Annotated in this window: 26 protein-coding genes; 13 read left to right on the top strand and 13 right to left on the bottom strand. The window is 55.9% G+C overall.

Annotated features, from left to right (window positions below; translation table 11 throughout):
- The first annotated feature begins 50 nt into the window (after positions 1 to 50).
- Positions 51 to 389, top strand: coding sequence for a BRA0787 family protein (locus N8E88_RS29370; RefSeq protein WP_262293602.1), 339 nt, complete (start codon positions 51 to 53; stop codon positions 387 to 389).
- Between the two features lie 209 nt (positions 390 to 598).
- On the opposite strand, the gene N8E88_RS29365 is transcribed toward N8E88_RS29370, so the two are convergent.
- From N8E88_RS29365 to N8E88_RS29355, 3 genes are all read right to left on the bottom strand, one after another.
- The gene (locus tag N8E88_RS29365) at positions 599 to 988 is read right to left on the bottom strand and encodes a CopM family metallochaperone (protein WP_410010631.1); all 390 of its coding nucleotides are present in this window, start codon (positions 986 to 988) and stop codon (positions 599 to 601) included.
- Positions 989 to 1,066: 78 nt separating this feature from the next.
- Complete coding sequence (locus N8E88_RS29360; protein WP_262293601.1) at positions 1,067 to 1,420, bottom strand: hypothetical protein; 354 nt, start codon at positions 1,418 to 1,420, stop codon at positions 1,067 to 1,069.
- Positions 1,421 to 1,475: 55 nt separating this feature from the next.
- The gene (locus N8E88_RS29355; RefSeq protein WP_262293600.1) at positions 1,476 to 2,651 is read right to left on the bottom strand and encodes a cystathionine beta-lyase; all 1,176 of its coding nucleotides are present in this window, start codon (positions 2,649 to 2,651) and stop codon (positions 1,476 to 1,478) included.
- A gap of 142 nt (positions 2,652 to 2,793) precedes the next feature.
- Between N8E88_RS29355 and N8E88_RS29350 the strand changes: the two genes are divergently transcribed.
- The 7 genes from N8E88_RS29350 (at position 2,794) to N8E88_RS29320 (ending at position 8,795) form a co-directional block, all read left to right on the top strand.
- Complete coding sequence (locus N8E88_RS29350) at positions 2,794 to 3,690, top strand: phosphatase PAP2 family protein (RefSeq protein WP_262295677.1); 897 nt, start codon at positions 2,794 to 2,796, stop codon at positions 3,688 to 3,690.
- Between the two features lie 238 nt (positions 3,691 to 3,928).
- Positions 3,929 to 4,957, top strand: a complete 1,029-nt coding sequence (locus N8E88_RS29345; protein WP_114429190.1) for an amino acid ABC transporter substrate-binding protein — start codon at positions 3,929 to 3,931, stop codon at positions 4,955 to 4,957.
- A gap of 146 nt (positions 4,958 to 5,103) precedes the next feature.
- A complete protein-coding gene (locus N8E88_RS29340; RefSeq protein ID WP_262293599.1) occupies positions 5,104 to 6,300 on the top strand; it encodes an amino acid ABC transporter permease in 1,197 nt (398 codons plus the stop codon).
- Positions 6,301 to 6,302: 2 nt separating this feature from the next.
- Entirely contained in the window at positions 6,303 to 7,460 is a 1,158-nt protein-coding gene (locus N8E88_RS29335) for an amino acid ABC transporter permease (protein WP_262293598.1), read from the top strand.
- A 12-nt stretch (positions 7,461 to 7,472) separates the two neighbouring features.
- On the top strand, positions 7,473 to 8,276 hold the full coding sequence (locus N8E88_RS29330; protein WP_315975273.1) for an amino acid ABC transporter ATP-binding protein: 804 nt from the start codon (positions 7,473 to 7,475) through the stop codon (positions 8,274 to 8,276).
- Between the two features lie 100 nt (positions 8,277 to 8,376).
- The gene (locus N8E88_RS29325; protein ID WP_262293597.1) at positions 8,377 to 8,661 is read left to right on the top strand and encodes a hypothetical protein; all 285 of its coding nucleotides are present in this window, start codon (positions 8,377 to 8,379) and stop codon (positions 8,659 to 8,661) included.
- On the top strand, positions 8,661 to 8,795 hold the full coding sequence (locus N8E88_RS29320; protein ID WP_262293596.1) for a hypothetical protein: 135 nt from the start codon (positions 8,661 to 8,663) through the stop codon (positions 8,793 to 8,795). The genes N8E88_RS29325 and N8E88_RS29320 overlap by 1 nt, the downstream gene beginning before the upstream one ends.
- Positions 8,796 to 8,821: 26 nt before the next feature.
- Here the strand turns inward: N8E88_RS29320 and N8E88_RS29315 are convergent, their stop codons facing one another.
- The 3 genes from N8E88_RS29315 to N8E88_RS29305 form a co-directional block, all read right to left on the bottom strand.
- Positions 8,822 to 10,099 carry an FAD-dependent monooxygenase gene (locus N8E88_RS29315; RefSeq protein WP_262293595.1) on the bottom strand — a complete coding sequence of 426 codons (1,278 nt, stop codon included), beginning with the start codon at positions 10,097 to 10,099 and terminating at the stop codon, positions 8,822 to 8,824.
- Entirely contained in the window at positions 10,096 to 10,341 is a 246-nt protein-coding gene (locus N8E88_RS29310) for a zinc-finger domain-containing protein (RefSeq protein WP_114429195.1), read from the bottom strand. The genes N8E88_RS29315 and N8E88_RS29310 overlap by 4 nt, the downstream gene beginning before the upstream one ends.
- A gap of 183 nt (positions 10,342 to 10,524) precedes the next feature.
- Positions 10,525 to 10,776 (bottom strand): hypothetical protein, encoded by a 252-nt coding sequence (locus N8E88_RS29305; RefSeq protein WP_262293594.1) that lies wholly within the window; start codon positions 10,774 to 10,776, stop codon positions 10,525 to 10,527.
- 636 nt (positions 10,777 to 11,412) lie between these two features.
- Between N8E88_RS29305 and N8E88_RS29300 the strand changes: the two genes are divergently transcribed.
- Positions 11,413 to 13,644: an RNA degradosome polyphosphate kinase gene (locus N8E88_RS29300; RefSeq protein ID WP_262293593.1), complete on the top strand. Its 2,232-nt coding sequence runs from the start codon at positions 11,413 to 11,415 to the stop codon at positions 13,642 to 13,644.
- Positions 13,641 to 15,149, top strand: coding sequence for an exopolyphosphatase (ppx, locus tag N8E88_RS29295; protein WP_262293592.1), 1,509 nt, complete (start codon positions 13,641 to 13,643; stop codon positions 15,147 to 15,149). Before N8E88_RS29300 ends, ppx begins: the two co-directional genes overlap by 4 nt.
- 178 nt (positions 15,150 to 15,327) lie before the next feature.
- Here ppx and purQ read toward each other — a convergent pair whose 3' ends face one another.
- The 4 genes from purQ to purC are packed head-to-tail and all read right to left on the bottom strand — an operon-like array spanning position 15,328 to position 17,294.
- On the bottom strand, positions 15,328 to 15,996 hold the full coding sequence (gene purQ / locus N8E88_RS29290; protein WP_262293591.1) for a phosphoribosylformylglycinamidine synthase subunit PurQ: 669 nt from the start codon (positions 15,994 to 15,996) through the stop codon (positions 15,328 to 15,330).
- A complete protein-coding gene (locus tag N8E88_RS29285) occupies positions 15,993 to 16,250 on the bottom strand; it encodes a hypothetical protein (protein WP_224505869.1) in 258 nt (85 codons plus the stop codon). The genes purQ and N8E88_RS29285 overlap by 4 nt, the downstream gene beginning before the upstream one ends.
- Before the next feature lie 20 nt (positions 16,251 to 16,270).
- Entirely contained in the window at positions 16,271 to 16,510 is a 240-nt protein-coding gene (purS, locus tag N8E88_RS29280; protein ID WP_106716990.1) for a phosphoribosylformylglycinamidine synthase subunit PurS, read from the bottom strand.
- A gap of 19 nt (positions 16,511 to 16,529) precedes the next feature.
- Positions 16,530 to 17,294: a phosphoribosylaminoimidazolesuccinocarboxamide synthase gene (gene purC, locus N8E88_RS29275; protein WP_112530810.1), complete on the bottom strand. Its 765-nt coding sequence runs from the start codon at positions 17,292 to 17,294 to the stop codon at positions 16,530 to 16,532.
- Between the two features lie 297 nt (positions 17,295 to 17,591).
- Between purC and N8E88_RS29270 the strand changes: the two genes are divergently transcribed.
- On the top strand, positions 17,592 to 17,909 hold the full coding sequence (locus N8E88_RS29270) for a DUF1476 domain-containing protein (protein WP_114429199.1): 318 nt from the start codon (positions 17,592 to 17,594) through the stop codon (positions 17,907 to 17,909).
- A 98-nt stretch (positions 17,910 to 18,007) separates the two neighbouring features.
- Here N8E88_RS29270 and N8E88_RS29265 read toward each other — a convergent pair whose 3' ends face one another.
- Positions 18,008 to 19,048: a GGDEF domain-containing protein gene (locus N8E88_RS29265; RefSeq protein ID WP_262293590.1), complete on the bottom strand. Its 1,041-nt coding sequence runs from the start codon at positions 19,046 to 19,048 to the stop codon at positions 18,008 to 18,010.
- A gap of 117 nt (positions 19,049 to 19,165) precedes the next feature.
- Between N8E88_RS29265 and N8E88_RS29260 the strand changes: the two genes are divergently transcribed.
- On the top strand, positions 19,166 to 19,930 hold the full coding sequence (locus tag N8E88_RS29260; RefSeq protein WP_262293589.1) for an HpcH/HpaI aldolase family protein: 765 nt from the start codon (positions 19,166 to 19,168) through the stop codon (positions 19,928 to 19,930).
- A 117-nt stretch (positions 19,931 to 20,047) separates the two neighbouring features.
- Here the strand turns inward: N8E88_RS29260 and N8E88_RS29255 are convergent, their stop codons facing one another.
- Entirely contained in the window at positions 20,048 to 22,792 is a 2,745-nt protein-coding gene (locus N8E88_RS29255) for an alpha-N-acetylglucosaminidase (RefSeq protein ID WP_262293588.1), read from the bottom strand.
- Positions 22,793 to 23,318: 526 nt separating this feature from the next.
- Between N8E88_RS29255 and N8E88_RS29250 the strand changes: the two genes are divergently transcribed.
- Positions 23,319 to 24,290, top strand: coding sequence for a serine hydrolase domain-containing protein (locus N8E88_RS29250; protein ID WP_262293587.1), 972 nt, complete (start codon positions 23,319 to 23,321; stop codon positions 24,288 to 24,290).
- A gap of 168 nt (positions 24,291 to 24,458) precedes the next feature.
- Here the strand turns inward: N8E88_RS29250 and N8E88_RS29245 are convergent, their stop codons facing one another.
- Positions 24,459 to 25,379: a DMT family transporter gene (locus tag N8E88_RS29245; RefSeq protein ID WP_262293586.1), complete on the bottom strand. Its 921-nt coding sequence runs from the start codon at positions 25,377 to 25,379 to the stop codon at positions 24,459 to 24,461.
- Positions 25,380 to 25,582: the final 203 nt, after the last annotated feature.

Raw genomic sequence — 25,582 nt, 5'->3', positions numbered from 1 at the left:
CCACTTCCGGGAGCCCCCGGCAGTTGCAACACAAGAGTGAGGAGACAGGAATGCCTGGTTTGCTGCACCCACTTCATGAGGGCCATGCGCCCATCATATTGCACAATGCCTTTCAGGATGCGATTGACGCCTTGGAGGATTGGGAACTCGGCAGTGACGAGCCCCAGATTGACGTCAACGAGAAACGGGTCCCGATCAGTGCCGTGTTCCGGCGTCTATGGACCTGTACGGATATCCTCCCCGCACGCACGCTTGCCGTCGTGGAGGATTTGTTGCCTTTGCGTTCCGCCGAATTCAGGATCGGGTCATCGACCTATGCCGATGCCGCCCATAGTCTTTGGCAATTAAGCCTGCAGAAACGCGCTGCAACCAACGAGATACGCCAGTAAACTGGAAAATGGTTTTGTGAAAATCACCCGCCGGCCAAAACCGGCGGGTGATTCTTGTTTAAGAGCCCGTTTGGAAAGTCGCTGCGGCGGGACATATGGCGTGGCTTTCGAGAACCGGCGCGCAGCGTACATTAGGTACGTGAGCACCGGAAGCGCAGAAAATCGCGTCAGATGACCGCCGCAGCAGAGTTTCGAACGGGCTCTGAGTTTTAGCCGCCGTTCTTGGCGAGCCAGTCTTTCATTTGATTGATCTCGCTTTCCTGTGCTGCGATGATCGTTTCGGCCAGTTTGCGGATCTCCGGATCCTTGCCGTATTCGAGCTCGACCTTGGCCATATCGATGGCACCCTGATGATGGGCGATCATGCCCGACACAAAATCCTTGTCGGCATTGCCGGTAAAGGGAATCGCCATATCCTTGTGCATTTTCGCATTGGCTTCGGCGAATGCCTTGGAGGGTGCGCTTTGATCGCCTTTGGGCATCGCCATCATGTCATGCGGCTTGGTTTGGTGGGTTGTGTGATCCTGCGCCAGCACCGGCGAGCCAAGGGTGAGGGCACAGACCAGTGCTGCGCTATGAATATATGTGATTTTCATCATTGATCTTTCCATGGGCCAGTCAAACCGGCGCAGGCTACGGCCCGCTCACCTGCGCGTGAAAACGAAAGGAACGATCGATTATAACCGGGGAGGGCGCGGGAGCGGCGCATTGTCGAGCGCGACAAGCGGCAATTCTCCGGCTCGCGGAATGATGATCTTGGGTTGCGGGATAACCGGCACCACAAACGTGATTGCCGGTACCCCGATGCAGGCCGCACACACGGCAGGATGCTGTTGTTTGGCCTCTCTCGGGCAATGATGTTTGCCGGCGCAGCCACTGGAATGACGAGCATGGTCCAAAGCCTGTGAAGCCCCGGTCGCGACATCCTGCAAACCCAGTTCCACGGCCAGACGGCCGGGCGCCGCAAATACCGGAACCCAGCCAATGCTGAGCGTGGTCAAAAGCGCGAGGATTGCGGCGAGCCTTTTCATTTGTCCCTTATAGCGGTCATGTCACCCGGATTGAAATCACCTTGTTTTTATCCCTTCAAACCGCCTTTGCTGCGGCCAGTCCGTTTTCAATATCGGCGATAAGATCGGCCTTGTCTTCAAGCCCGATCTGCAGCCGGATGACCGGTCCTGCGTAATTCTTTCCCGTGATCTCCCGGCCGCCGAGATGGACATGCACTGCAAGACTTTCATATCCGCCCCAGGAATAGCCCAGGCCGAAAATTCTCAATGCGTTGAGAAAGGCTTGTGCCTGCGCAACTCCGCCCTGGATGACGATGGAAAACACACCGCCGGCACCACAAAAATCGCGTTTGAACAAGGCGTTTCCCGCATGGCTCTCAAGACCGGGATGCAGCACCTCGATGACACCGTCCTGCGCCTCGAGCCATCCGGCGATTTCCAGCGCGCTTTCCGCATGCCGTTCCATGCGCACGCCCATGGTGCGCAACCCGCGCAGAACCTGATAGGCATCGTCACCGCTCACGCAGAGCCCGAGCGCCGAATGCGCCGCATCGAGTGTTTTGAAGCATTTCTCGTTGGCCGAAATGGTTCCCATCAGGATATCCGAATGACCGGCGGGATATTTGGTCGCCGCATGGATCGAGATATCGACGCCATAGTCCAGCGCCTTGAAATAGATCGGCGTCGCCCAGGTATTGTCCATCATGACAATGGCGTCTGCCGTATGGGCCTTTTCAACGATGGCCGGGATATCCTGGATTTCGAATGTGTTGGAGCCCGGCGATTCGGTGAAGACGACGCGGGTGTTCGGCTTGATCAGTTTCTCTATACCGGCGCCAACCAGCGGGTCATAGAACTCGACCTCGACACCCAATCGCTTCAACATGGTCTTGCAGAAATGGCGGGTATTGCCGTAGCAGCTGTCGACCATCAGCAGATGATCACCCGGCGCGAGGAAAGCCAGAAGCGGTACGGTCACTGCCGCAAGGCCGGAAGGAACGAGAACAGTGCCGGCAGAGCCCTCCAACTCATCGATCGCGCGGCACAAGGCATCGGTGGTCGGTGTTCCATGCGTGGCATACGTATATTGCTGGCTGTGATCAGCCATGGTTTGCGCGTCCGGAAACAGCACGGTAGAAGCATGAACTACAGGGGGATTGACGAAGCCGTGATAGTCGCGTGGATCATAGCCACCATGGGCAAGCCTCGTATTGATTCCGGCTTTCGCCAACTTGCCCGGTTGCTTCTCCATAAGTCCGCCTCCATATTTTATGTGCCTTGTCAGAGACCGTTTGAAAATTCATCCCTGATGTGTCAGCTGATGTGGTTTTCGAGAACCGGAGCGCAGCGTACACATCGTACGTGAGCACCGGAAGCGCAGAAAATTGCATCAGATGATCGTCAGGGATGAATTTGCAGACGGTCTCGCAGATGTCGATAATGCCACCACGTGCCGGTTGCAACAGGAGAGCAGGCTGATTGACTGGAAAGACAAGATGACGAAGCCACGCAATCAGGGACAAACGCAATCCGCCTTGAGCCGGGTCGGTCAGTCCGTCGTCCGCTTTCTGCGCCGTATCAATTCTCCCGCTTTTCCGGGTTCTCCACCCGCGTGGACGAACGGCATGTTCATGGCTGTCGTTCTCATCTTCTTCCTCATTCTGCTGATTCATCCCTATGACGCGCTCCTGTCACGTAGCCTGTCGACCTACGAGCCCCTCAATGGTGTGCGGCATCTGACAGATATCGGCCTGTCGCAGTGGTATCTCATTCCGGCCTTCGTCATCGGCGTCTGCCTGATTGGCATCGATTGGGGGAATATTGCCAGAGACAGGCGTATCCGCTTTGGCCTCGTCTATGCACAGGCGACCTTCGCCTTCTGGGCCATCGCCTTGTCGGGGATTCTGACCAATATCGCGAAGTTTCTTATCGGCCGGGCGCGGCCAAAATTCATCGATACACTGGGGGCCAACAGTTTTTCGCCATTCGAAGCCGGATATAATTTTGCGAGTTTTCCATCTGGTCATTCAACCACCATGGGCGCAGTTGGTGGTGTACTCGCACTGTGGTTTCCGCGCTGGCGGATGCCCATCATCCTGGCGACGATGTTCATCGCTTTGACCCGCGTCTTTGCCCGCGCTCACTATCCGACCGATGTTATGGCTGGTTATACAGTCGGCTTTCTATTCACGATTGTGCTGGCCCGATTCTTGGCCGGACGCCGTACAGCCTTCGTCTTCGGGAAAAGCCGATTCTGGCCATCCATGCGGTTTAGTGAGCGCTTTTGGTAACAAAACACTCATCTGAACAACAAATGATCCAAAAATCTCTTCGTGAGCAGTCGAAAGTCTAACATTGCTATAATATTGAGCAAAGATTACCGCTTGACCAAAGCGTCAGAATGGCCTTCGATAGCCACGTGAATGGGAGACATATTGGGCCCTTTTTTTGGGGGCGTGGGGAGCGATCCGCCAATATGATCTTTCCTCTGTGGGAACTATGGGCACCAACCTAAAGGGTCAAATCGTTATGAAAAATCTTGTTTTGAAGGGCGCTCTGGCAGCCTCGGCTTTCGTCCTTCTGGCGAATGCGGCCTCGGCTGCCACACTGGACGACGTCAAGAAGAAGGGCTTCCTCCAATGCGGCGTAAATACCGGCCTTCCAGGCTTCGCTTCACCTAATGATAAAGGCGAATGGTCGGGTTTTGACGTCGACTATTGCCGCGCAGTTGCTGCTGCCGTTTTTGGTGATCCGACAAAAGTAAAATATACGCCGTTGTCCGCGAAAGACCGCCTCCCTGCATTGCAGTCGGGCGAGATCGACGTTCTCATCCGCAACACGACCTGGACTCTCAGCCGTGACGAACAGGGCTTTGATTTCACCGGCGTCAATTATTATGACGGTCAGGGTTTCATGATCAACTCGAAGAAGTTGTCAGGCATCAATTCGGCTCTGCAGCTTTCGGGTGCTTCGGTCTGCGTGCAGGCGGGCACGACCACCGAGCTCAACCTTGCCGACTATTTCAAGGCGAACAAGATGGAATACAATCCTGTCGTGTTCGAGAAAGTTGAAGAGGTCAACGCGGCGTACGATTCGGGACGTTGCGATGCCTATACGACGGACCAGTCCGGTCTCTATGCGTACCGCCTCGCACTAACTGCGCCGGATGATCACATCGTTTTGCCTGAGATCATTTCGAAGGAGCCGCTCGGACCTGTCGTACGCCAGGGTGATGCGCAATGGGCCGACATTATTCGCTGGACTCATTATGCCTTGTTGACTGCAGAAGAACTTGGCATCACCAAAGCCAACGTCGAGGAATTGGCCAAGGGTGACAGCCCTGAAGTCAAGCGTGTGCTCGGTCAGGAAGCCGGCACCAAGCTTGGGACTGATCTTGGTTTGACCAATGATTGGGTCGTCAACATTGTAAAGGCCGTCGGCAATTACGGTGAAATTTTCGAAAAGAATCTTGGTTCCGGAAGCCCGCTCAAGATTGCGCGCGGCATCAATGCCCAGTGGAGCAAGGGAGGCCTGCAGTACGCGATGCCGATTCGCTGATTGCTTGCAGCAATTCCAGAAGAAATGGGAACCGGAATTGCGTCAAAGAGAGTGATCATCTGAAAATCAGGTGAGGAGGTTTGGCCTCCTCACCTACCCATAATAAAAAATAATAAGAACAAGCATTTACAAGAAATGAGGGGCCAATGGCATCACAGGATATTACGCCTGTCGTTAAGGACAGCGCCAAGGTATCACTTTTAAACGATCCGAAATTCCGCGGTTATATTTTTCAGGCGGTGGCCGTCCTTGTGATCGCCGGCCTCGTATACTGGATGGTCAACAACACGATCACCAATCTCCAGCGTGCGAACCTTGCGTCGGGTTTCGGGTTTCTCGATGGCCGTTCCGGTTTCGATATCAGCAGCAGTCCGTACCTGGCTTATTCGAGCGACTCGACTTATCTGCAGGCGTTGTGGGTCGGTATTCTCAACACTCTGACAGTCGCTTTCGCCGGCATCATCACCGCGACGATCATCGGCTTTATCATCGGTATTGGCCGGCTTTCTCACAACTGGCTGATACGCAAGATTTGCACGGTTTACGTCGAAGTTTTCCGCAATGTTCCGCCTTTGCTGGTTATTTTCTTCTGGTATTCCGGCGTTTTGTCGGTACTCCCGCAGGCCCGTCAAAGCATCAGTCTGCCGTTCAACATGTTCCTGAACAATCGCGGCTTTTTCTTCCCCGCCCCGGTCTTCGGTGAGGGCGCGTGGCTTGCCGGGGTTGGCCTTCTGGTTGGCATTGTCGGCACGTTCCTCGTGCGGCGCTGGGCCTATAAGCGGCAGATGGCGACTGGACAGCAGTTTCCTGTTGGCTGGACGGCGCTTGGATTGATCGTCGGACTGCCGCTTCTGGCGCTCGCGATCAAGGGTTTCCCGCTGTCGTTCGACTATCCGGTTCTCGGCGCTTTCAATTTGAGGGGAGGCTCTCAGGTGGGGCCGGAATTCATGTCCCTCTATTTGGCGCTGTCGTTCTATACCGCATCCTTCATTGCCGAGATCGTGCGCGCCGGCATCCGCGGCGTCGGCAAGGGCCAGAGCGAGGCAGCTCATGCTCTCGGATTGCGCGCGGGCCCGACGACGCGGCTGGTGGTTGTGCCGCAGGCGATGCGCATCATCATCCCGCCTCTGACGAGCCAATATCTCAACCTGACCAAGAACTCGTCCCTGGCTGTTGCGATCGGCTATCCTGATCTGGTTGCGGTCGGCGGGACGATCCTCAATCAGACAAATCGTTCCATTGAAGTCGTTACCATCTGGCTGGTGGTCTATCTCAGTATCAGCGTTCTGACATCGCTCTTCATGAACTGGTTCAACGCCAAAATGGCACTGGTGGAGCGCTGATCATGGTGGATAGTAATTTAAGCTTTGTCCGTACCGAAATGCTTCAGGGGCAGACACCGCCGCTGGCCGAACGTGGCGTGGTCAAATGGGTGCGCACCAATCTCTTTGCCACGCCCGTCGACGCCGTCCTCACGATTCTAGCGCTTCTGCTCATTGCGTGGTTCCTGCCCCCGGTGATCAGATGGGCGTTCATCGAGGCGGCGTGGGTCGGACCTGACCGGTCGGTCTGTTCGACCGTTGCACAGGGCGGCATCCAGCCGGAAGGCTGGTCTGGCGCCTGCTGGGCCTATGTGAATGCCAATTTCAACCAGTTCATGTATGGCCGCTATCCGATTGAGGAACATTGGCGCGTCAATCTCGTGGGCATCATGTTTGTGCTGCTGCTTGTTCCGCTGCTCATTCCAAAAGTGCCCTACAAGGTGCTGAACGCCATCACGTTCTTCTTCATTTTCCCGATCGTGGCGTTCTTCCTGCTCGTTGGCGGTTGGCTCGGCCTTCCGTATGTCGAGACGCCATTGTGGGGCGGCTTGCTGGTCACGCTGGTGATATCCTTTGTCGGTATCTGCGTTTCCTTGCCGCTGGGGATCATTCTGGCGTTGGGGCGGCGGTCGAAACTGCCTGTTATCAAGATGCTGTGCGTCATCTTCATCGAGACGATCCGCGGCGTCCCGCTGATAACGGTGCTCTTCATGGCGAGCTATATGCTGCCGCTTTTCCTTCCGCCCGGTGTCACCTTCGACAAGCTGCTGCGTGCCTTGATCGGTGTGGCGCTATTCGCATCGGCCTATATGGCGGAAGTCGTGCGCGGCGGTCTGCAGGCAATCCCCAAGGGTCAATATGAAGGTGCCGATTCGCTCGGCCTTGGCTACTGGCAGAAAACGAGGCTGATCATCCTGCCGCAGGCGTTGAAGCTGGTGATACCCAGTATCGTCAACACCTTCATCGGTCTGTTCAAGGATACGAGCCTTGTTTCCGTCATCAGCATGTTCGATCTCCTCGGAATCGTGAAACAGCACTTTTCCGATGCCAATTGGGCATCTCCGCAAACACCTATTTCTGGCCTGGTCTTCGCCGGATTCGTCTTCTGGATTTTCTGTTTCGGCATGTCGCGTTATTCCCTGTTCATGGAAAACCGGCTCGATACAGGACACAAACACTAAGGAGCTATGCTTATGACCACCGAAAACATCATCGACCCGGAAGAAATCCATGTCGACCGCTCGCTCCTCCACGTTTCAAAGACGGACGTAGCTGTTGAAATCATCAGCATGAACAAGTGGTACGGCGACTTTCACGTTCTGAAGGACATCAACCTCAAGGTGATGCGCGGCGAGCGCATTGTCATTGCCGGTCCCTCCGGTTCGGGCAAGTCCACCATGATCCGCTGCATCAACCGCCTGGAAGAGCATCAAAGCGGCAAAATCCTTGTCGACGGTATCGAGCTCACCAGCGATCTGAAAAAGATCGACGAGGTGCGCCGCGAAGTCGGCATGGTGTTCCAGCACTTCAATCTTTTCCCGCACCTGACGATCCTCGAAAACTGCACGCTCGCGCCGATCTGGGTGCGAAAAATGCCGAAGAAAAAGGCCGACGAGGTGGCGATGCACTTTCTGGAACGCGTCAAGATCCCTGAACAGGCCAATAAATATCCGGGCCAGCTCTCAGGGGGCCAGCAGCAGCGCGTGGCAATCGCTAGGTCGCTCTGCATGAACCCACGGATCATGCTGTTCGATGAGCCGACCTCGGCGCTCGATCCGGAGATGATCAAGGAAGTGCTGGATACGATGGTCCAGCTGGCCGAAGAAGGCATGACGATGGTTTGCGTCACGCACGAGATGGGCTTTGCCCGTCAGGTTGCAAACCGCGTGATCTTCATGGATCAGGGGCAGATCGTCGAGCAGAATGAACCGGCCGCATTCTTCGACAATCCGCAGCACGAGCGCACGAAACTGTTCCTCAGCCAGATACTGCACTGATTAGTCCGGGAGTGGATACGAGATAATACAGCGGCCCCGTGGCCGCTGGGGATTTTTTAGATTGTGTTTTTTCAACAAAGCTATTTTCATCGGGATTCATATGGTCGAAAATTTCGAGCAGCCCACACAGCTTTCAGTGTTAACAGCTCAAGAAAAAGCCAGAAATACGGAACGTCAGAAATACGTCGCTGCCGCAATCGACAGATTATCGACGGCGGTCGCCGTCGTGGGATTCCTCGGCCCGATCGTCGGAATTGCAAATGTTGAACTCAATCACAAGGCACCTTTCTACCTTATTGAGTCGGTCGTCATGATGACCAGCATAGCTGTCTCGTATGGTCTTCATTTATATGGTAGAATGCAACTGGAACGAGGATTTGAATAATGTGGACGGACGCCCTCTTCATAATATTCTGGCTGATAGTCGTCGGCGTCGGCGCGATCCTCGTTGCCGAGCATGAGTCCAAACAGTCTCTGCGCCAAATGAATGACCGCATCGCGGAAATAAATAAAAAATGAAACGCCTGGCCACGCCCGCGGAGTAGTTACTCGGAAACGAGCGATGCTGCCGCATCAAATCCGTACAACCAGTCAAATCCCTCGATGAATTTCTCCACGGGACGGTTGCGCAGCACGATATTGCGCGCGACGGCCACCGGTCCCTTTGCATGATACGCCAGGTGGTTGAGTGCCCCGCGCCGTACAACTGCACCAATACGTTTTGTCCGGGCTTTGCTGAACCGGGTGAGGGCAGACGGCCAGGCGGCACGGTCCGCGCTCAAGGCGCCAGCCAATGCGCAGGCGTCTTCGATGGCCATCGCCGCACCCTGCGCCGCATAGGGCGTCATGGCATGCGCCGCATCGCCAATCAGCACCACACGTTCCTCGGTCAGGAATCGGCATTTCTTCATCTCGAATAGCCGCCACGGCGTCCAGGGTCGACCCGCCCGCATGACATCGCCTAGTCCCACATGCCAACCGGCGAATTCCCGGATGAAATTCTGGCTCGGGCTCTCCCGATCGACAGGGACAGCCCAGCGGTTGCCGGCCTGGTGGTCAGGTGCAACGGCTACGAAATTGATCATTTGGCCGGAGCGGATCGGATAGGCAATCAGATGCGCGTTGGGGCCAGTCCAGGCGACGACGTTGACCCCTGTTGGCAACAATGTCTTGAACGATTCCGGCAATTGGTCGACACCCAGTGATGATCGCCATGCAACCATGCCGGTATAACGCGCGCGGTCCGCGTCGGAGACTGCGGTGCGCAGGTTCGACCACACGCCGTCTGCGCCGACCAGCAGTGCGCCGCGGTGTTCCTCTATGCGGTCGTGATATTGCACGCGGACGAGCATGCCCTGTCTGTCCGCCTTGCGCTGCGTCACGGTCGATTGCAGCTGTATTGCGATGTTGGGCTGGCTGCGCGCGAGGGTGAGCAAAGTGTTCTGCAAATCGGCGCGATGGCAAACGATATAAGGCGCGCCCCAGCGTTCCTTTGCTTGTTCGCCGATCGGCAACCGTAGCAACTCGCCGCCAGTGGCTCCGTCCTGCAAGCAGACGGCTTGCGGTTCGACGGACGCGTATTGCAGCTGTTCCATCGCGCCGAGCCGGCCGAGAAGCCGCGTTGCATTGGGGGAAAGCTGCAATCCGGCACCGATTTCGGCGAGCGCCGCGCTTTTCTCGAATATCTGGACGTGAAAGCCCTTGGCGCTCAATGCAAGGGCAAGAGTGAGGCCAGCAATACCTGCACCGGCAATGATGATCTGATCAGGATTTGGTAATCGCCTGTTTCGTTCGGTTTTCAGATCGATAAGCGCTGCTTTCAAGCGGCCTTGTCCACATAGGTGCAGCCTTCCGGAACGGTTACATCGGCGGCAAGCGATGCGTCATATCGAAAAAGCGTAGAGCAATAGGGACACACCTTCTCATTGTCGTCGCCAAGATCGAGGAAAACATGCGGGTGGTCAAAAGGCGAATTGGCACCAACGCACATGAATTCCTTCACGCCGATGGCAATGCTCGCATGTCCTGCACTGTTCTGGAAATGAGGGATGCTGTGTCCAGCCATTATTCGCTCCTGAAATCTTCGGCAAGCGCGCATAGCGCCCATTCGTTTTGTCTTAAAACAAAAGGCGCGCAAAGGAAACGCGTTCTATGTCGCAGTATTGTTTCTGCATTCGCGAAACAGTGCGAATCCTGGACGCGTCACGCCGGAGGTCAATCATCCGGTCAAACCGGACTGCTTGAATGGTTATTTCAAAGTAAAGGCAGATGCCTTTTGCCGGGACTTTGGAATGGCTGCGTAGCCCGGGGAGACATATTCCACAATGCGAACATGACCATTGCGTTTGTTGGCGGGCCTTCGAACCGCGTCTGCTACGGCAGCGCGATCTGCGGGCACAATTGTCAGGCCGACGTTTAACGTTTGGGCATGCGCCGGAGAGATGCCAAAAGATGTTGCGATAAGGACGAAGGCATGAAGAACGGAAACAATTTTTTCCATAGCCGCTCCAGTGCAATTCATGCATTCAAGCAGGAATTCCAATAGGTTAACGCCGATACGTCATCAAAAGTCCAATAAAGGTTTGGCGTCGGATTGAACATTGCCCTCGGCCGGGACCGGCCACGGGCATTCATTGCCCTACTAATAAATGACCATGATCTCCGCGTATTGTCGAGTCGATCTGTCGGTTATTGTTAATGTGCTCAGCGCAAATTAGTTTAAATTTTCTAATTATTTTAGCAGCTGAACACCTCAGAGAAGATGTATCGGTTCTGCTTTCTGGCGATGGATTGGCGCCCGGCACAACGATTCCATTTGGATGTTTCTCGCTTTAGAGCGCGATTTAGCGGTATGATGATGATTTCAAGACGCTTGCTATCAAACTGTCAAAAGACTTGTCTACGGTGAGCGGTTAAGTGTCCGTCTTCAAAGTCGCTGCGGTGAGATATATGACGTGGTTTCTGGTGTCGCCCTTGCGACGAGCGCAACGTACTTTAAAATACGTGAGCACCGGAAGCGCAGAAAATCGCGTCAGATGACCGCCGCAGTAGAGCTTCAAGACGGATACTAAGACCATTTCGAAAGGCGCCGAAGGGTCTTCCATTTTTAACAGGACATTTTTGTCGGAGAGTACCAATGAACGAACAATCATCCGCGATTCCCGAAGCCCTGGAAAAAGTGGATTCGACTGCGATTCCACAGGCCCTGGAAAAAGTGGATCTGGCGAATTTGCACACAAGTGTCGATCGCTTCGTTAACCGTGAGTTCTCCTGGTTGCAGTTCAATCGCCGCGTTCTGGAAGAAGCCGAGAACACGCACCAGCCATTGCTTGAACGTTTGCGTTTCCTCTCCATCTCGGCTGCCAATCTCGATGAATTCTTCATGGTGCGCATCGCCGGCCTGGCAGGACAGGTACGCGCCGGCGTTTCAGACCGCAGCGACGATGGGCGCACGCCCCAGGAACAGCTTGAATTCGTTCTCGATGAGGTCGTGAAGCTGCAGATTGCCCAGCAGCATAGGCTCGATGATTTGCGCGCGGAAATGCTCAAGGAAAACATCGAGATCGTGCGTCCGGACAGGTTGACCGCCGATGAGCAGTCCTGGCTGGAAGATCACTTTCTTGAAACCATCTATCCGGTTCTGACGCCGCTGGCCATCGATCCGGCGCATCCTTTTCCATTTATTCCCAATCTCGGCTTCACGATCGCCATGCTCCTCAACCGGAGCACCGACAATCGTCCGATGACAGCCTTGCTGCGTCTGCCTCAAGCGTTGAAGCGCTTCATCCAAATTCCGGACGACAGGGGCCGTTTCCGTTTCCTCACGCTCGAGGATGCGATCAGCCTGTTTACCGGGCGTCTTTTTCCGGGCTACGAGGTCAAGGGTGCCGGTACTTTCCGCATCATCCGCGATAGCGATATCGAGGTCGAGGAAGAGGCCGAGGATCTGGTTCGCCTGTTCGAAACCGCGCTCAAGCGTCGCCGTCGCGGTCAGGTTATTCGCATCGAATTCGACGATGAAATGCCGGAATCACTGCGCAGCTTCGTCGCCACCGAGCTCGGTGTTCCCGACAATCGCATCAGTGTTCTCAATGGCCTGCTTGCACTCAACATGATTTCGGAAATCGTCAGCATCCCGCGTGCCGATCTGAAGTTCGTGCCCTATAATCCACGTTTCCCCGAGCGTGTGCGTGAGCACGGCGGTGATTGTTTTGCGGCCATTCGTGAAAAGGACATCATCGTTCACCACCCATACGAATCCTTCGACGTGGTCGTCCAGTTCCTGCGCCAGGCTGCTGCCGATCCGGACGTCGTGGCGATCAAGCAGACCCTCTATCGTACCTCGAACGACAGCCCGATCGTGCGTGCGTTGATCGACGCCGCCGATGCAGGCAAGTCGGTGACGGCGCTTATCGAACTCAAGGCCCGCTTCGACGAGGAAGCCAATATTCGCTGGGCCCGCGATCTGGAACGTGCCGGTGTACAGGTCGTCTTTGGCTTCATCGAATGGAAGACCCACGCCAAAATGTCTCTGGTCGTGCGCCGTGAAGAGGCGAAGTTGCGCAGTTACGTGCATCTGGGTACGGGAAACTATCACCCGATTACTGCGAAGATTTATACCGACCTGTCATTCTTTACCTGCGAGCCGTCCATCGGCCGCGATGTCGCGCAGATATTCAATTTCATCACCGGCTATACGCCGCCATCCGGCGAGATGGGTATTGCCGTTTCGCCGATCACGCTTCGCCCGCGCATCATGCAGCACATTGCCGGGGAGATCGCCCATGCCAAAGCCGGGCGCCCGGCGTCGATCTGGATGAAGATGAACTCCCTGGTCGATGCGGAAATCATCGACGCGCTCTATGACGCAGGCCGGCAAGGGGTAGAGATCGATCTCGTCGTGCGCGGCATTTGCTGTCTTCGCCCGCAGCTTCCAGGCCTTTCCGACAATATCCGCGCGAAATCCATTGTTGGACGCTTTCTCGAACACAGCCGCATCTTCTGCTTTGGCAATGGCGAACCGATGCCGTCGGAAAAGGCGCTGGTCTACTTCGGCTCTGCCGACATGATGACCCGCAATCTCGATCGCCGTGTCGAGACACTGGTGCCGATCACCAATCCAACTGTGCACCAGCAGGTTCTTTCACAGATTATGTTGGCCAACCTTCTCGACAATCAGCAGAGTTACGAGTTACTAGCAGACGGAACGTCGCGCCGGATCACACCTGCTGACGGGGAAGAAGCTTTTAACGCACAGGAATATTTCATGACAAATCCCAGCCTTTCGGGCCGTGGCAAGTCGCTGAAGTCTTCAGCACCGCGATTGATTGCACATCGCAAGCGGTCAAAGAGAAATAAGGCTGCATGATATCGGCTGCACAAGGACGCGTGCAGGGGCGTCAACCAGCTGCTGTCATCGATATCGGTTCGAACTCTGTACGTTTGGTGGTGTATGAAGGCGTAAACCGGTCCCCGACGGTTCTTTTCAACGAAAAGATCCTCTGCGGCCTCGGCAAGGGGCTGGCGAAGACTGGCAAGCTGAATGCGAAGGCCGTACAAAGCGCACTACGCGCATTGCGTCGTTTTCGCGCGCTGGCTGATCAGGCCGGAGCAGTTTCACTCGACGTTCTGGCGACAGCTGCGGCGCGCGAGGCCGAGAATGGCTCACAATTCATTCGGGAAGCCGAAGCGTTGCTCAAGGAGCCGATCAAGGTTCTTACGGGCAGGGAAGAGGCCTATTTCTCCGCGCTTGGCATTATTTCGGGCTTCCATGATCCGGACGGCATTGCCGGCGATCTTGGTGGCGGCAGTCTGGAACTCGTCGATGTCAAGGGCAGGCAGATCGGTGATGGCATTACGCTGCCGCTCGGCGGCTTGCGCCTGCAGGACATGTCCGACGGCGATTTGAACAAAGCTACGGAACTTGCAAGGAAACATCTCGCCTCGGCAAAGCTGCTCGGCAACGGCAAGGGCAGGACATTTTATGCAGTGGGCGGCACCTGGCGGAACCTTGCCAAGCTGCACATGAGTTCCGAACATTATGCGCTCCATGTGATGCACCACTACGAAATACCGTTCGAGGAAGCGCAGCGGTTCCTCAGACGTGTTGCTGCCGGCGATGTCGACAACATGAATGGCATCGAGGACGTTTCCAAGAACCGCCGCGCGCTGCTTGCGTACGGCGCTATCGCACTGCTTGAGACGATCAAGCTTATGCGGCCGGCGAACGTGGTGTTTTCAGCCCTTGGTGTGCGCGAGGGGTTTCTCTATTCGCTGCTGCCCGAAAGCGATCAGCTGGAAGATCCGTTGATCTCGGCGGCCGAGGAGTTCGCCGTACTACGCGCCCGGTCGCCGGCCTATGCGCGCGAATTGGCCGAATGGAGCGGCGAAGCCTTCGCGGCGCTCGGGATCAACGAGACGGAAGACGAGAAGCGCTATCGGCGCGCGGCCTGCCTGGTGGCGGATATCAGCTGGCGTGCCCATCCTGATTACCGTGGCTCGCAGGCATTGAACATGATTTCCAATGCTTCCTTCATCGGCATCGATCATCCCGGACGCGCCTATATCGCACTCGCCAATTTCTTCAGGCATGAGGGCATTTCCAACAGTGTCCCCGATCCGGAACTCGCTGCCATAGCCACACCCCGACTGCTGGAATATTCCAAGATTCTCGCCGGGATCATGCGCATCACCTATCCGTTTTCCGCATCCATGGCCGGTGTGGTCCCGAAGCTTTCCTGGAAGACGACGGCAGAAGGGCTTGAGCTTGTGATCGACAAGAGGAAGGCTGACCTGATTGGTGATGTTCCGGAGGGCCGCCTGCAGCAGCTGGCCAGGCTGACGGGCAAGAATATCAGGATGGTTATCAGCTAAAACGCTGACGCCAAAGTCGTTCCGCTACGGGATTGCCCTAGGCTGTTGAGATTCACGCTATGACGCGCCGAAAATGGTGATTTTCGAGCACCGGAGCGCAGCGTACTTTAAGGTACGTGAACACCGGAGCGCAGAAAAACGCCATTTGCAGGCCGTCAGAGTGTGAATACCAAAAGGCCTAGGCGGCGATCCCCAGCACGCCCGTGAAGAGCGCACGTCCGTCGGTGCCGCCATGAGCCGCTTCGATCAGGTTTTCCGGGTGTGGCATCAGCCCCAGCACGTTGCCATTCTTGTTGATGATACCCGCGATGTCGTTCATCGAGCCATTGGGGTTGGTGCCTTCGGCATACCGGAACACCACCTGGCCATCGCCTTCGATGCGCGCCAGCGTCTCCGGGTCGGCAAAATAGTTGCCATCATGATGCGCGACAGGGCACTGGATGATCTGGCCATGCGAATAACCGCGGGTGAACGGCGTATTGGCATTGGTGATCTCGAGTTGCACCTGGCGGCAGACGAATTTCAGCGAGGCATTGCGCATCAGCGCACCCGGCAGGAGGCCAGCTTCCACCAGGATCTGGAAGCCATTGCATACGCCCATCACCATGACGCCCTTGTTGGCCTTTTCGCGGATCGCTTCCATCACAGGCATGCGCGCTGCGATGGCACCGCAGCGCAGATAATCGCCATAGGAGAAGCCGCCGGGGATCACAATCAGATCGACATCGGGAATTTCCGTATCGGTCTGCCACACCGTATGTGGTGCGACGCCGGAAATCTTCGTCAACGCCGCAATCATGTCGCGATCGCGGTTAAGGCCGGGAAGGAGTACAACTGCTGATTTCATGGATGCGGTTCAAACCTTGCTTGTGCTTCTGCGAATTCCCGAAGGTCGAGACGGTTTTCAATGCGTTCGAGACGGTCGACGATCTGGCCGACAGTACCGTGCAGATTATTCACGTCGCCCTGCAACATATGAAGATGGTTACGGATGCTAACGTTATCCTGTCGCAACTCGCGCACATTATCCTTTAAAGAGGATACGTCCGTCTGCACCTTCCTCAACACTTCGTAAATCAAATCTTGCGTCACTTCGACCATGGCGAATCCTTGAAAAGTCATCAATCAATAGCGAAACTATAATCCTCGATCACCGTGTTGGCGAGGAGCTTTTCGCACATTGCCTTGAGGTTCGCCTCGGCCTTTGCCTTGTCGCTCGTATCGAGTTCGACGTCGAAAACCTTGCCCTGGCGAACCGAGCCGACGCCCTCGAAACCGAGGCTGCCGAGTGCGCCGACGATTGCCTTGCCCTGCGGGTCAAGAACGCCATTCTTCAAGGTTACAGTGACACGTGCCTTCATCGATCTGTCTTCTCCGGTGTTACTTGACCAATACGGGCCCCGCAGGCCGCGTCGGTTCGTTTTCATTCATGATGCCGAGACGGCGCGCGACTTCCTGATAGGCCTCGATCAGCCCGCCCATATCGCGGCGAAACCTGTCCTTGTCCATCTTCTCGCTCGTCTGCGCGTCCCACAGCCGGGCGCTGTCCGGGGAGAATTCGTCGGCAAGAACGATCCGCATCATTTCGCCTTCGTAAAGCCGGCCGCATTCGATCTTGAAATCGACGAGCTGGATGCCGACGCCAAGAAACAGTCCGCTCAAAAAGTCGTTGATGCGAATGGCGAGCGCCATGATGTCATCGATTTCCTGCGGTGCAGCCCAGCCGAACGCCGTAATGTGCTCCTCCGACACCATCGGGTCATCGAGCTCGTCATTCTTGTAATAGAACTCGATGATCGAGCGGGGCAGCACAGTGCCTTCCTCGATGCCGAGGCGCTTTGCCAGCGAGCCGGCCGCGATATTGCGCACGACGACCTGCAGCGGAATGATCTCGACTTCCTTGATCAGCTGCTCGCGCATGTTCATACGGCGGATGAAATGCGTCGGGATGCCCATGCGGTTGAGCTGCGTGAAGATATATTCGGAAATGCGGTTGTTGAGGACGCCCTTGCCGTCGATTACTTGGGTTTTCTTGGGGTGAAGCACAGTTGTATCGTCTTTGAAATGCTGGACGAGTGTGCCTGGTTCTGGTCCTTCGTAAAGGATCTTTGCTTTGCCTTCGTAGACACGGCGGCGACGGTTCATTGCGGATTCTCTGGTATTGGAGTTATCGGTCGGCCTTGGGTCTTGGCCGTCATGTTGGCGCGCTAACTATCGCAAAAGCAAGCATTCTACAATGATCCTTTATGGAGCTCCCCGGTTTTATGGGTTATATGCTGGTTCTACGACAATATGAAACGATGCTCGATTGAGCCTTTTGATTTTGCACGGAATGGTTATATGGGAATCGACAAACACAAAAACATCGGGACCTGCCTGAAAAACGCCTGATACATGAATGTATTACTAGTTAACGACACAATTTGCGGGAGCAAAGAGAGGATGACAATGCAAGATCGCGAAAACGCCTTTGAAAACAAGTATGCGCATGACGCAGAAGTGCGTTTCAGGGCGGAGGCCCGGCGTAACAAGCTTCTCGGCTTTTGGGCGGCGGAAAAGCTCGGCAAGACCGGTGAAGACGCCGAGGCCTATGCGAAAGAGGTCATCAAGGCGGATTTCGTCGAAGCTGGCGACGATGACGTCTTCCGCAAGATCCGTACGGATTTCGATGCTGCCGGCATCGACACCTCCGACCATCGCATCCGCCGCAAGATGGAAGAGCTGATGATCGAGGCCATACAGCAAATCGAAGGCGCATAACGCCGGCACATTGACGTTCTATACGAACACTGGATCGATTTGGAGAAGCGCATGTTATTCACGCGCTTTTCACATTTATGCCCTGCGGACCTCGCCAATCATATCACGCTGATGCGGTTTCGCCCGCCAAGCTTGGCCTCGTAAAGCGCAAGGTCTGCACGGGCGAAAAGGTCCTGCGCGCTGTCTCCCGTGCGCAACGCAGTAATGCCAGCCGAGCATGTATAGGCGAAATCCGGAAGGGCCGTCAGTGGCCGCGTCGTCCGGATACGTTCTATCACGCGTTCGAGCATATGAATGCCCGTGTTGAGCTCCGTTTCCGGCAGGATCAGCATGAATTCCTCACCGCCGATCCGTCCGAAACAATCGAGCCGCCGCACGAAACTATGTGCGTGCCGGGCGAAATCGAGCAAAACCTGATCACCCGCCTGATGCCCGTAACGATCGTTGATCGCTTTGAAATGATCGATATCGAGCACCGCGACACAGCCTTTGATAGGCTCGTCAGGCGGCAATTCGCGGCGTGTCAGCTCTTCGAGCCTGGTCATGATGAAACGCCGGTTGCCGACGCCGGTCAGTTCGTCCGTCTGCGAAGCACGCAATGCGAGATCGCGGTCCTGCCGCAAGCGGCGGTCATCGGTGCGTAATGGCGTAATATCGCTGGCGATGCAAAGCATCCAGCCATTCGCCTGGACTGTTTCTGTCATCCAGAGCCATCGGCCATCGACCAGATCGGTCTCGAAGGCACGAAACGGGATCTTTCCGCGTCGCGACTGAGTCGATATCAGCCACTCTTCGAAATTCTTTGTCGTGAGCACTGTTCCGAGCCCGGCATCGTAGTTGCGCCGCATCAGATCGCCCCAGCTCGGCTGCTCTCCCGGCGCCAGATGGAAGGCAGCTCGCCAGCTCTTGTTGGCGTAACGCAAGACATCATTTTGGTCGTAAAGAGCGACAAGAACCTGGCTTTCGTCCTGCGATAGCAGCAGGTTGTAGAGAACCTCGTCTCTTGGCCCGGTTTCTTCTATGAATTTCGGCTCGTTTCCATCACGGAAAACTGTCATCTGCACCATGGTTGCATTGGTGATAGGACTCAGCGTCACCCAGAGCTTACACGAATTCACCCTTACAATCGATCCCGTCACGATCTCGTTCCGGGAGCCTCGCGGCAAATGTCAGATTTGAGAATTTCACCATCGCCCTTGACCAGTCTGGTCTCAGCTTCCCATACTCGCGCAAAACACCTGGACGAGGAATCTCCCATGTCGCTCGCATCGCGTCTGAAATCCGGCGAAATCATTTATTCTGGCTGGTCGCATCTGACCGATCCATTTGCCATGGAGGCGCTTGCCCGCACGCCGCTCGATGCCGTGCTCTTCGATATGCAGCACGGCCCGCACGATACGGCGAGCGTCGCCGCGCTCACCGGCATCCTGCGCAGCGCCCAAAAGCATGCGCTGGTGCGCATTCCGGTCGGTCGTTTCGACATGGCGAGCCGCGCGCTGGATTTTGGTGTTGAAGGCGTCGTCGCGCCGATGATCAACAGCGTCCACGATGCAAAGCTTTTCGCAGCCGCGATGAAATATCCGCCGCTCGGCGAACGCTCCTGGGGCCAGATGCGCGGTCGTCCCGCGAGCTATGGCGCCGGCGGCTCCGGCGGATATCTGCGCGAGGTGAATGACGAGACGCTCTCCTTCGCCATGATCGAGACCCGCGCCGCCTATGAGGCGCTAGACTATATTCTCGCTGTGGACGGTATCGATGGCGTGTTCGTCGGCCCGTCGGATTTCTCCATCGCCTGGAGTGATGGGCAAGAGGTGGATGCGGCTTCCGAGGCCATCATCGAGCCGTTGACGCAGATTGCCGCGAAGACCAAGGCGGCAGGCAAGCTCTGCGCGATCTACGCTGCGACGCCGGCGCTGGCAAAACGCTTCGCTGGTCTCGGCTATACTTATATTCCTCTCTCCGTCGATACGGCCTATCTCACCCTGGGCGTGCAGACATTCCTCGACGCGATCGAGGGGTAGTTCCCACGCCATTGCATCATTGCATCCCCGACCTCTCCGTCATCCTCGGGTCAAGCCCGAGGATGACGGAGAGCGAGATGGGTTTCCAACAAAACCTGACCAGTGCGAATGCCGCGATTAGGCCGGGCAGGATTTCTTAGCTGTTGGCACGCAAGTAGGCTTCGCATCTGTCGTTGAAGGTTTTACGGGCGGGAAGGATGGCTCTTTGCTGATTTTTTCCTGAATTTTGGTGGCCAACGCATAAAAATCCCCTGAAGGTTCGGTTGGAAGGTCCACCCTCGTTCTTGCCCATTTGTCTGACCAATCGAACCAGTCGATTTTAATTGGCGCACCGCCTGTCTCCAAAGCCTTTGTCAGTGACTCAAAATATGCTTTCCAGCGGGGCATATACAATCCGCTCACCAAGCCCGACAAATCACGGTTGGCATAGTCCATCAACGCAAAGTCATCGCTGGCTTTGGTTACCCATGTTGAGATCAGCGAGCGTTGATCGTATTCCAGTAATGTTCTCTCGGTATCACTACTGGCATATGCTTTGGCACCCGCAAGGAAACGACCCAAAAGGAAATTGGGATCTGTTGCCACCAAGGCGTCAAGGTCCCGCATGTAGTCGAGCCAGATTGCAGTCAAGGCCGCAAATTGCGCCTTATCCTTGGCATCATAAGCGTTTTTGATTTTTGGCCGCAAGGTTCTTGCTCGGTCAACAAGCACTTGCCTTGTTAAATTGACAAGATCATAGCGATACGCCGTTGTTCCTCGAATATCCGAAGCAACCTGCAACAACTCGGGCAACGCTTTCGCAAACTTTTCCATGTTATAGTGAACACCCTGGCCAAAAGCAAAGGCGCTCGTTCTGGTCAGTTCAGGTTGTGCGGCAAACAAGCTATCATGCGGTGCAAACAAACTTGGACCAACCGCCCCCAAATCAAACGTATAGGCCGTTTGACGCATGATGTTCCACGCGTTGTCTGCGTGCTCGTCATGACGCCCATAGCGGTGAGAAGCATATCTGCTGAACCACTCTTTTTGATCAATCGGTTTGGTTTGCCAGACCATATCCGTAAACAGTTCAAAGGCGGCAGGATTGGTGCCAGTTGCTTCGGGCAAGTAAGCTATACCGTTCTCGGCACTGCCGGTCTTGTTCAAATTTTCATAGTACCGTTTTATCCAATTCCCCGTTGGCGCGCCTAGTGTTGTGTTGCCACCATAGGTATGGATTTCTCCAAATGCATATGGCCTGCTGAGCCAATCAGCTTCGCGATTTTTGAAATCTTCCACACCTGCCGTGCCGTCAACTACCAGGACTTCTTCTACTTTCTGCGAACCCACAACAACCTGTTTTGGATTTTCCTGCCAGCCGAGCATAACCCATATCGCGCCCGGATGCGCATCACGCAAGGCGTTGCCAACCGCCAATGCTGCAGCTTGCACGGGTATGTCGCCCGCACTGCCGCCTTCGTGCAAGATGTCCATCTTGTACATCGTCGTATCGCCAAACAGTTCCCGCTGTTTGCCGTAGAAAGCGCTGGCGATCTGCGCAAAAAGATCGGTTCTAGGATCAAGCCAGTCCGGCCTAGTCAGATGGGTGCCGAACCATTCGCCTTGTGGCACTAATCGAGCAGTTGGATTCTTCGCAGCAAAATTTGTTGGTACCGTGCCGAAATATCCCGGCATGACGGGCACCATCCCAAGTTCACGCAAGCGGTTGATTATTCTCCGTCCCATCTCGACGCGCTTCCGGTAGATATCCGGTGAGAATGGGGCATTCAATCCGGACAAATTCTGCATCAGCCACCAAGGCTGATGTGCCGGGGCCGGAATCCACGCCCGAATTTCTTCATCGGTATAGCCGAAACCTAGGAAAGTCTGCCGGTACACCTCTTCCACTCCAACAGGGATGAAGACTTCGTTGATGCCGTGCATGGCAAGGAGATCAATCTTTCGCTCCCATTCCGGCCAGCTCTTGTATGCATCGGAGTAACCATCATCGGTATCGTTTAGAGCAAAGCGGTGTTGACCATTGGCCGCGGTTTCAATTGGAGCAGTTGGCCCGGGCAATGTTTGCGGCAACAGGTCGAGACTGTCCCCCGGCCATCCGATGCTTACACCGGCAACCTGTTTCAAATAGGCAGTCAAGCCGGTCAGCATTACTGCGGGAGAACTTCCTTCGACCGTAATAGCGCCAGCACGGCCATAGACTTTGTATCTATCTTGCTTGGCGGCCGTTTTAGGAACTTCAACAAATGAGAATTGCGCGAAGTGCTTAGGCAGGAGGCGCGCCGCAGCAGCCTTCGCAACCGCAACACCCGGAATATCCACCTTCGTATCGATGAGTTTCTCCAGCGTGGCGATGCGGTCGGTGAACTTGAGGATATCCTCCGATGTCAGTGCTGTCTTGCTGGAGAGGTCATTGCGCAAGGATGCGAGCGTTTCCTTCAGCGTTTTCAGCACCTCGGGATCTGCCGCTGCCAGGAGTGTGTCGAGGCCGGTTTTCACCTTGGCGACATAGTCCTTGATGTCCTTGAAATCAGTGGCGCTGACCAGCTTGCCTTCAAGCTCGGTCAGGCTGTCGGAAAGCGCAGTGAGCGTCTCCGATTTCGGTGCCTTGTCGAGATCGCTGCGAAGGCCGGCGACACTTTGCTTGAAAGCTTCGAATTCCTCCGCTGTCTTGAACCCCGGCGCCTTGCCGATCTGTTCCTTCAAATCGCTCAACTGCTTTTCCAGCTCCGGCGAGATGGCGGGCTTCTCGTCAATGCTTTTCTGCACAGCCAGAATGCGGGTCTCAAAAGCAGCGCTTTCCGCCGCGCGGGCCTGCTTGAGCGCCGCGATCTCCTTGTTCTGATTTTCGATCTTCTGGTTCAACTCGTTGAACGTGGAAGAATTGTCGTTGCCGCCTTTGTCGTCATCGCAACCGGCAAGCGTCAGGCAAAGCGCCAGAGCCGTGGTTGCCAAAAGTATTTTCTTCATGAAATGAACCCCTTGAAATTATTGTTCTGAAATGACGCTTCATAAAAAATGCACGACCCTTCTGCACAGAGAGGCTGTGTGGTATGGAATTGGACTTCGTGGCCTACCTGGAAGCAATTCGACGAAAGTGGAAGCACGGTGCGGTATGTGACGGATTTATGAAAAAATCCGGCGAAGATGCAATTTGACAACAGACCAATTAATGCCAGGGAGATACCAATTTATTGGGAGGGTGGTGGCGCCCGTTATCTCTCCCCCACAAGGCGGAGATAATCAGTGATCACATGCATGTGACAGCTTGTGTGTTGCTGCGGCGCGCGCCTTTCATCAATCTCGGCGAATGAAAAACGTGTCTCCAATCGGCCGCCGTGCATTCCTGATGACATCTCTCGCTGCCGTCGCATTTGCATCGCGAGGTGCCATGTCCCAACCTGCCTCCGCCAGGTTGGACAAGGCTGCCATCGATACCATCATGGAGGCGGCAAATGGCTTCCCGTCCCTGCATGCACTGATCATCTCGCGGCACGGCGATCTTCAGCTGGAACACGTATTCCGCGGGCCTGCCGTCGATCGACCGGTCAATGTGAAATCCGTTTCCAAGACCATTATCGCCACGCTCGTCGGCATTGCCATCGATCGCCGCGTGTTCGAGGGGCTGGATCAACCCATTGCGCCAATGCTTAGCGACAAGCTGCCGCGCGACGCCGACCCCAGATTGCAGGCCGTAACGCTTGGCAACCTTTTGTCGATGCAATCGGGTCTCGATCGCACCTCGGGGCCGAATTACGGCCGCTGGGTCGGAAGCAATGATTGGGTCCGCTATGCCCTGTCGCGCGAGTTCGTCGATGAACCCGGCGGCGGCATGCTCTATTCCACCGGCAACTCCCACCTTCTTTCAGCGCTGTTGACGCGCAAGACCGGACGGTCGACATTGCAGAACGCGCGGGAGTGGCTGGGCAAACCGCTTGAAATCAATATCCCGCCTTGGCCGCGCGATCCGCAGGGCATCTATTTCGGCGGCAACGACATGCTGCTTTCGCCCCGGGCCATGCGTGCGTTCGGTGAGATGTTTTTGGCATCCGGTGCAAGCGGCGGCAGGCAGATCGTACCGAAGGCATGGGTCGAGGAATCGTGGAAGCCAAGAACGAGTTCGCCGTTTACGGGCGACGCCTACGGGCTCGGCTGGTTCGTGTCCAGCGCCGCCAGCGGCAAGCCGGTCTACTACGCCTGGGGCTATGGCGGCCAGATGATCTATGTGGTTCCGCACGTCTCGCTTGTGGTTGTGATGACATCCGACCCCGCAACACCTTCCGGGCGATCCGGCTATGTGCGGCAACTGCACGATGTGGTGCGCGACCGCATCGTGCCTGCTGCTGAAGCGCTCGACAGTTAGGACACTTCAGGCTTTAACGAAAATAGGCCCCCACCCCGGCGCTCCGCGCCGACCCTCCCCACAAGGGGGAGGGTGAAGGAAAAACTCCCACCTCCCCCTTCGATGGGGGAGGTCGCAGCAAAGCTGCGGGTGGGGGTGTTTCGTTGAAAATATGAGATGCCCTAGTTTTCAACCTGCCGTGGCCGCAACTCTCCGGCGCGTTGGCAATGTCATGGCGGCGACGCCTGCAATGACGCAGACAAGACCAATCCAGGCGGTCGGATTGAGGCTTTCGCCAAGGAAAAGCACGCCGATACCGACGCCGATGGGTACGCGCAGATAAGCTTGCGATGTGGTGCTGACGGAACCCAGCGTGTGGATCAACCGGAAGTAGATCACGAAGGCGAGGGCTGTCGAAAAGATCGAAAGGCCAAGCAGCGCCAGGATCGAGTGCGTCGACGGCACGATCGTCCAGGGCTGGTCGATGACGAGGCTGACCGGAATAAGCAGCACCGCGCCGCAAAGGAGCGAGCCCGCAGCGGGCATCATCGGATCGAGCCCCTTGAAGCCTCTCCCGAAGATCGCCGCCGCCGCATAGGAGATCGTCGCGGCCACAATCGCCAGATGCGCAAGCACTTCCTTGCCCACGCCGTTGAACGCTTCCAGTCCAATGATGAGGCTGATGCCGATGACACCGGCAACCACGCCGAAAAGCTTGCGGGTCGTCACAGCCTCATGACGTGTGATCAGCACGGTCAGAAGGAAGGTGAAGATCGGTGTCGTCGAATTGAGGATCGTTGCAAGCCCGGCATCTACCGTCAGCTCCGCCCAGGCGATGAGCGTGAACGGAACGACGCTGTTGATGCACGCCTGGATAAAGAAGCGCTTCCAGATGGCAGGGTCGCGCGGCAGCGATAGTCGTCGCAACTTGATGATCGCCAGAAGTAGTCCGCCGGCAATGAGTGTCCGCGCCGCGATAAAGGTGACCGGCGGAATCGTTTCGACGCCGATCTTGATGAAGGTATAGGACGCGCCCCACAGCGTCGCGAGAACGGCGAGGAGGGCAATTTCCTTGGCGAGCGACGGAGCAGGGAGCGTCGATGCGGTCATGATGGTTTACTCAATTTTTGCTGCGTGAATATTGTGCGTGGTTCGACAAGCTCACCATGAGGGAGTGAGTGAGTTGCAAAAGCCGAGAACAGCAACCTTAACGATTATCACTGCAATCAACCCTTCTCCCTCATGGTGAGCTTCTTCATCGTGAGCTTGCCGAACGACGAACCACGCACATGATCAATGCAAGAAGTCCACGC

Source organism: Phyllobacterium zundukense, assembly GCF_025452195.1.
GTDB lineage: Bacteria > Pseudomonadota > Alphaproteobacteria > Rhizobiales > Rhizobiaceae > Phyllobacterium > Phyllobacterium zundukense_A.
Note: the sequence above shows the minus strand (reverse complement) of the source record. Positions and strands in the feature narration are given on the sequence as shown.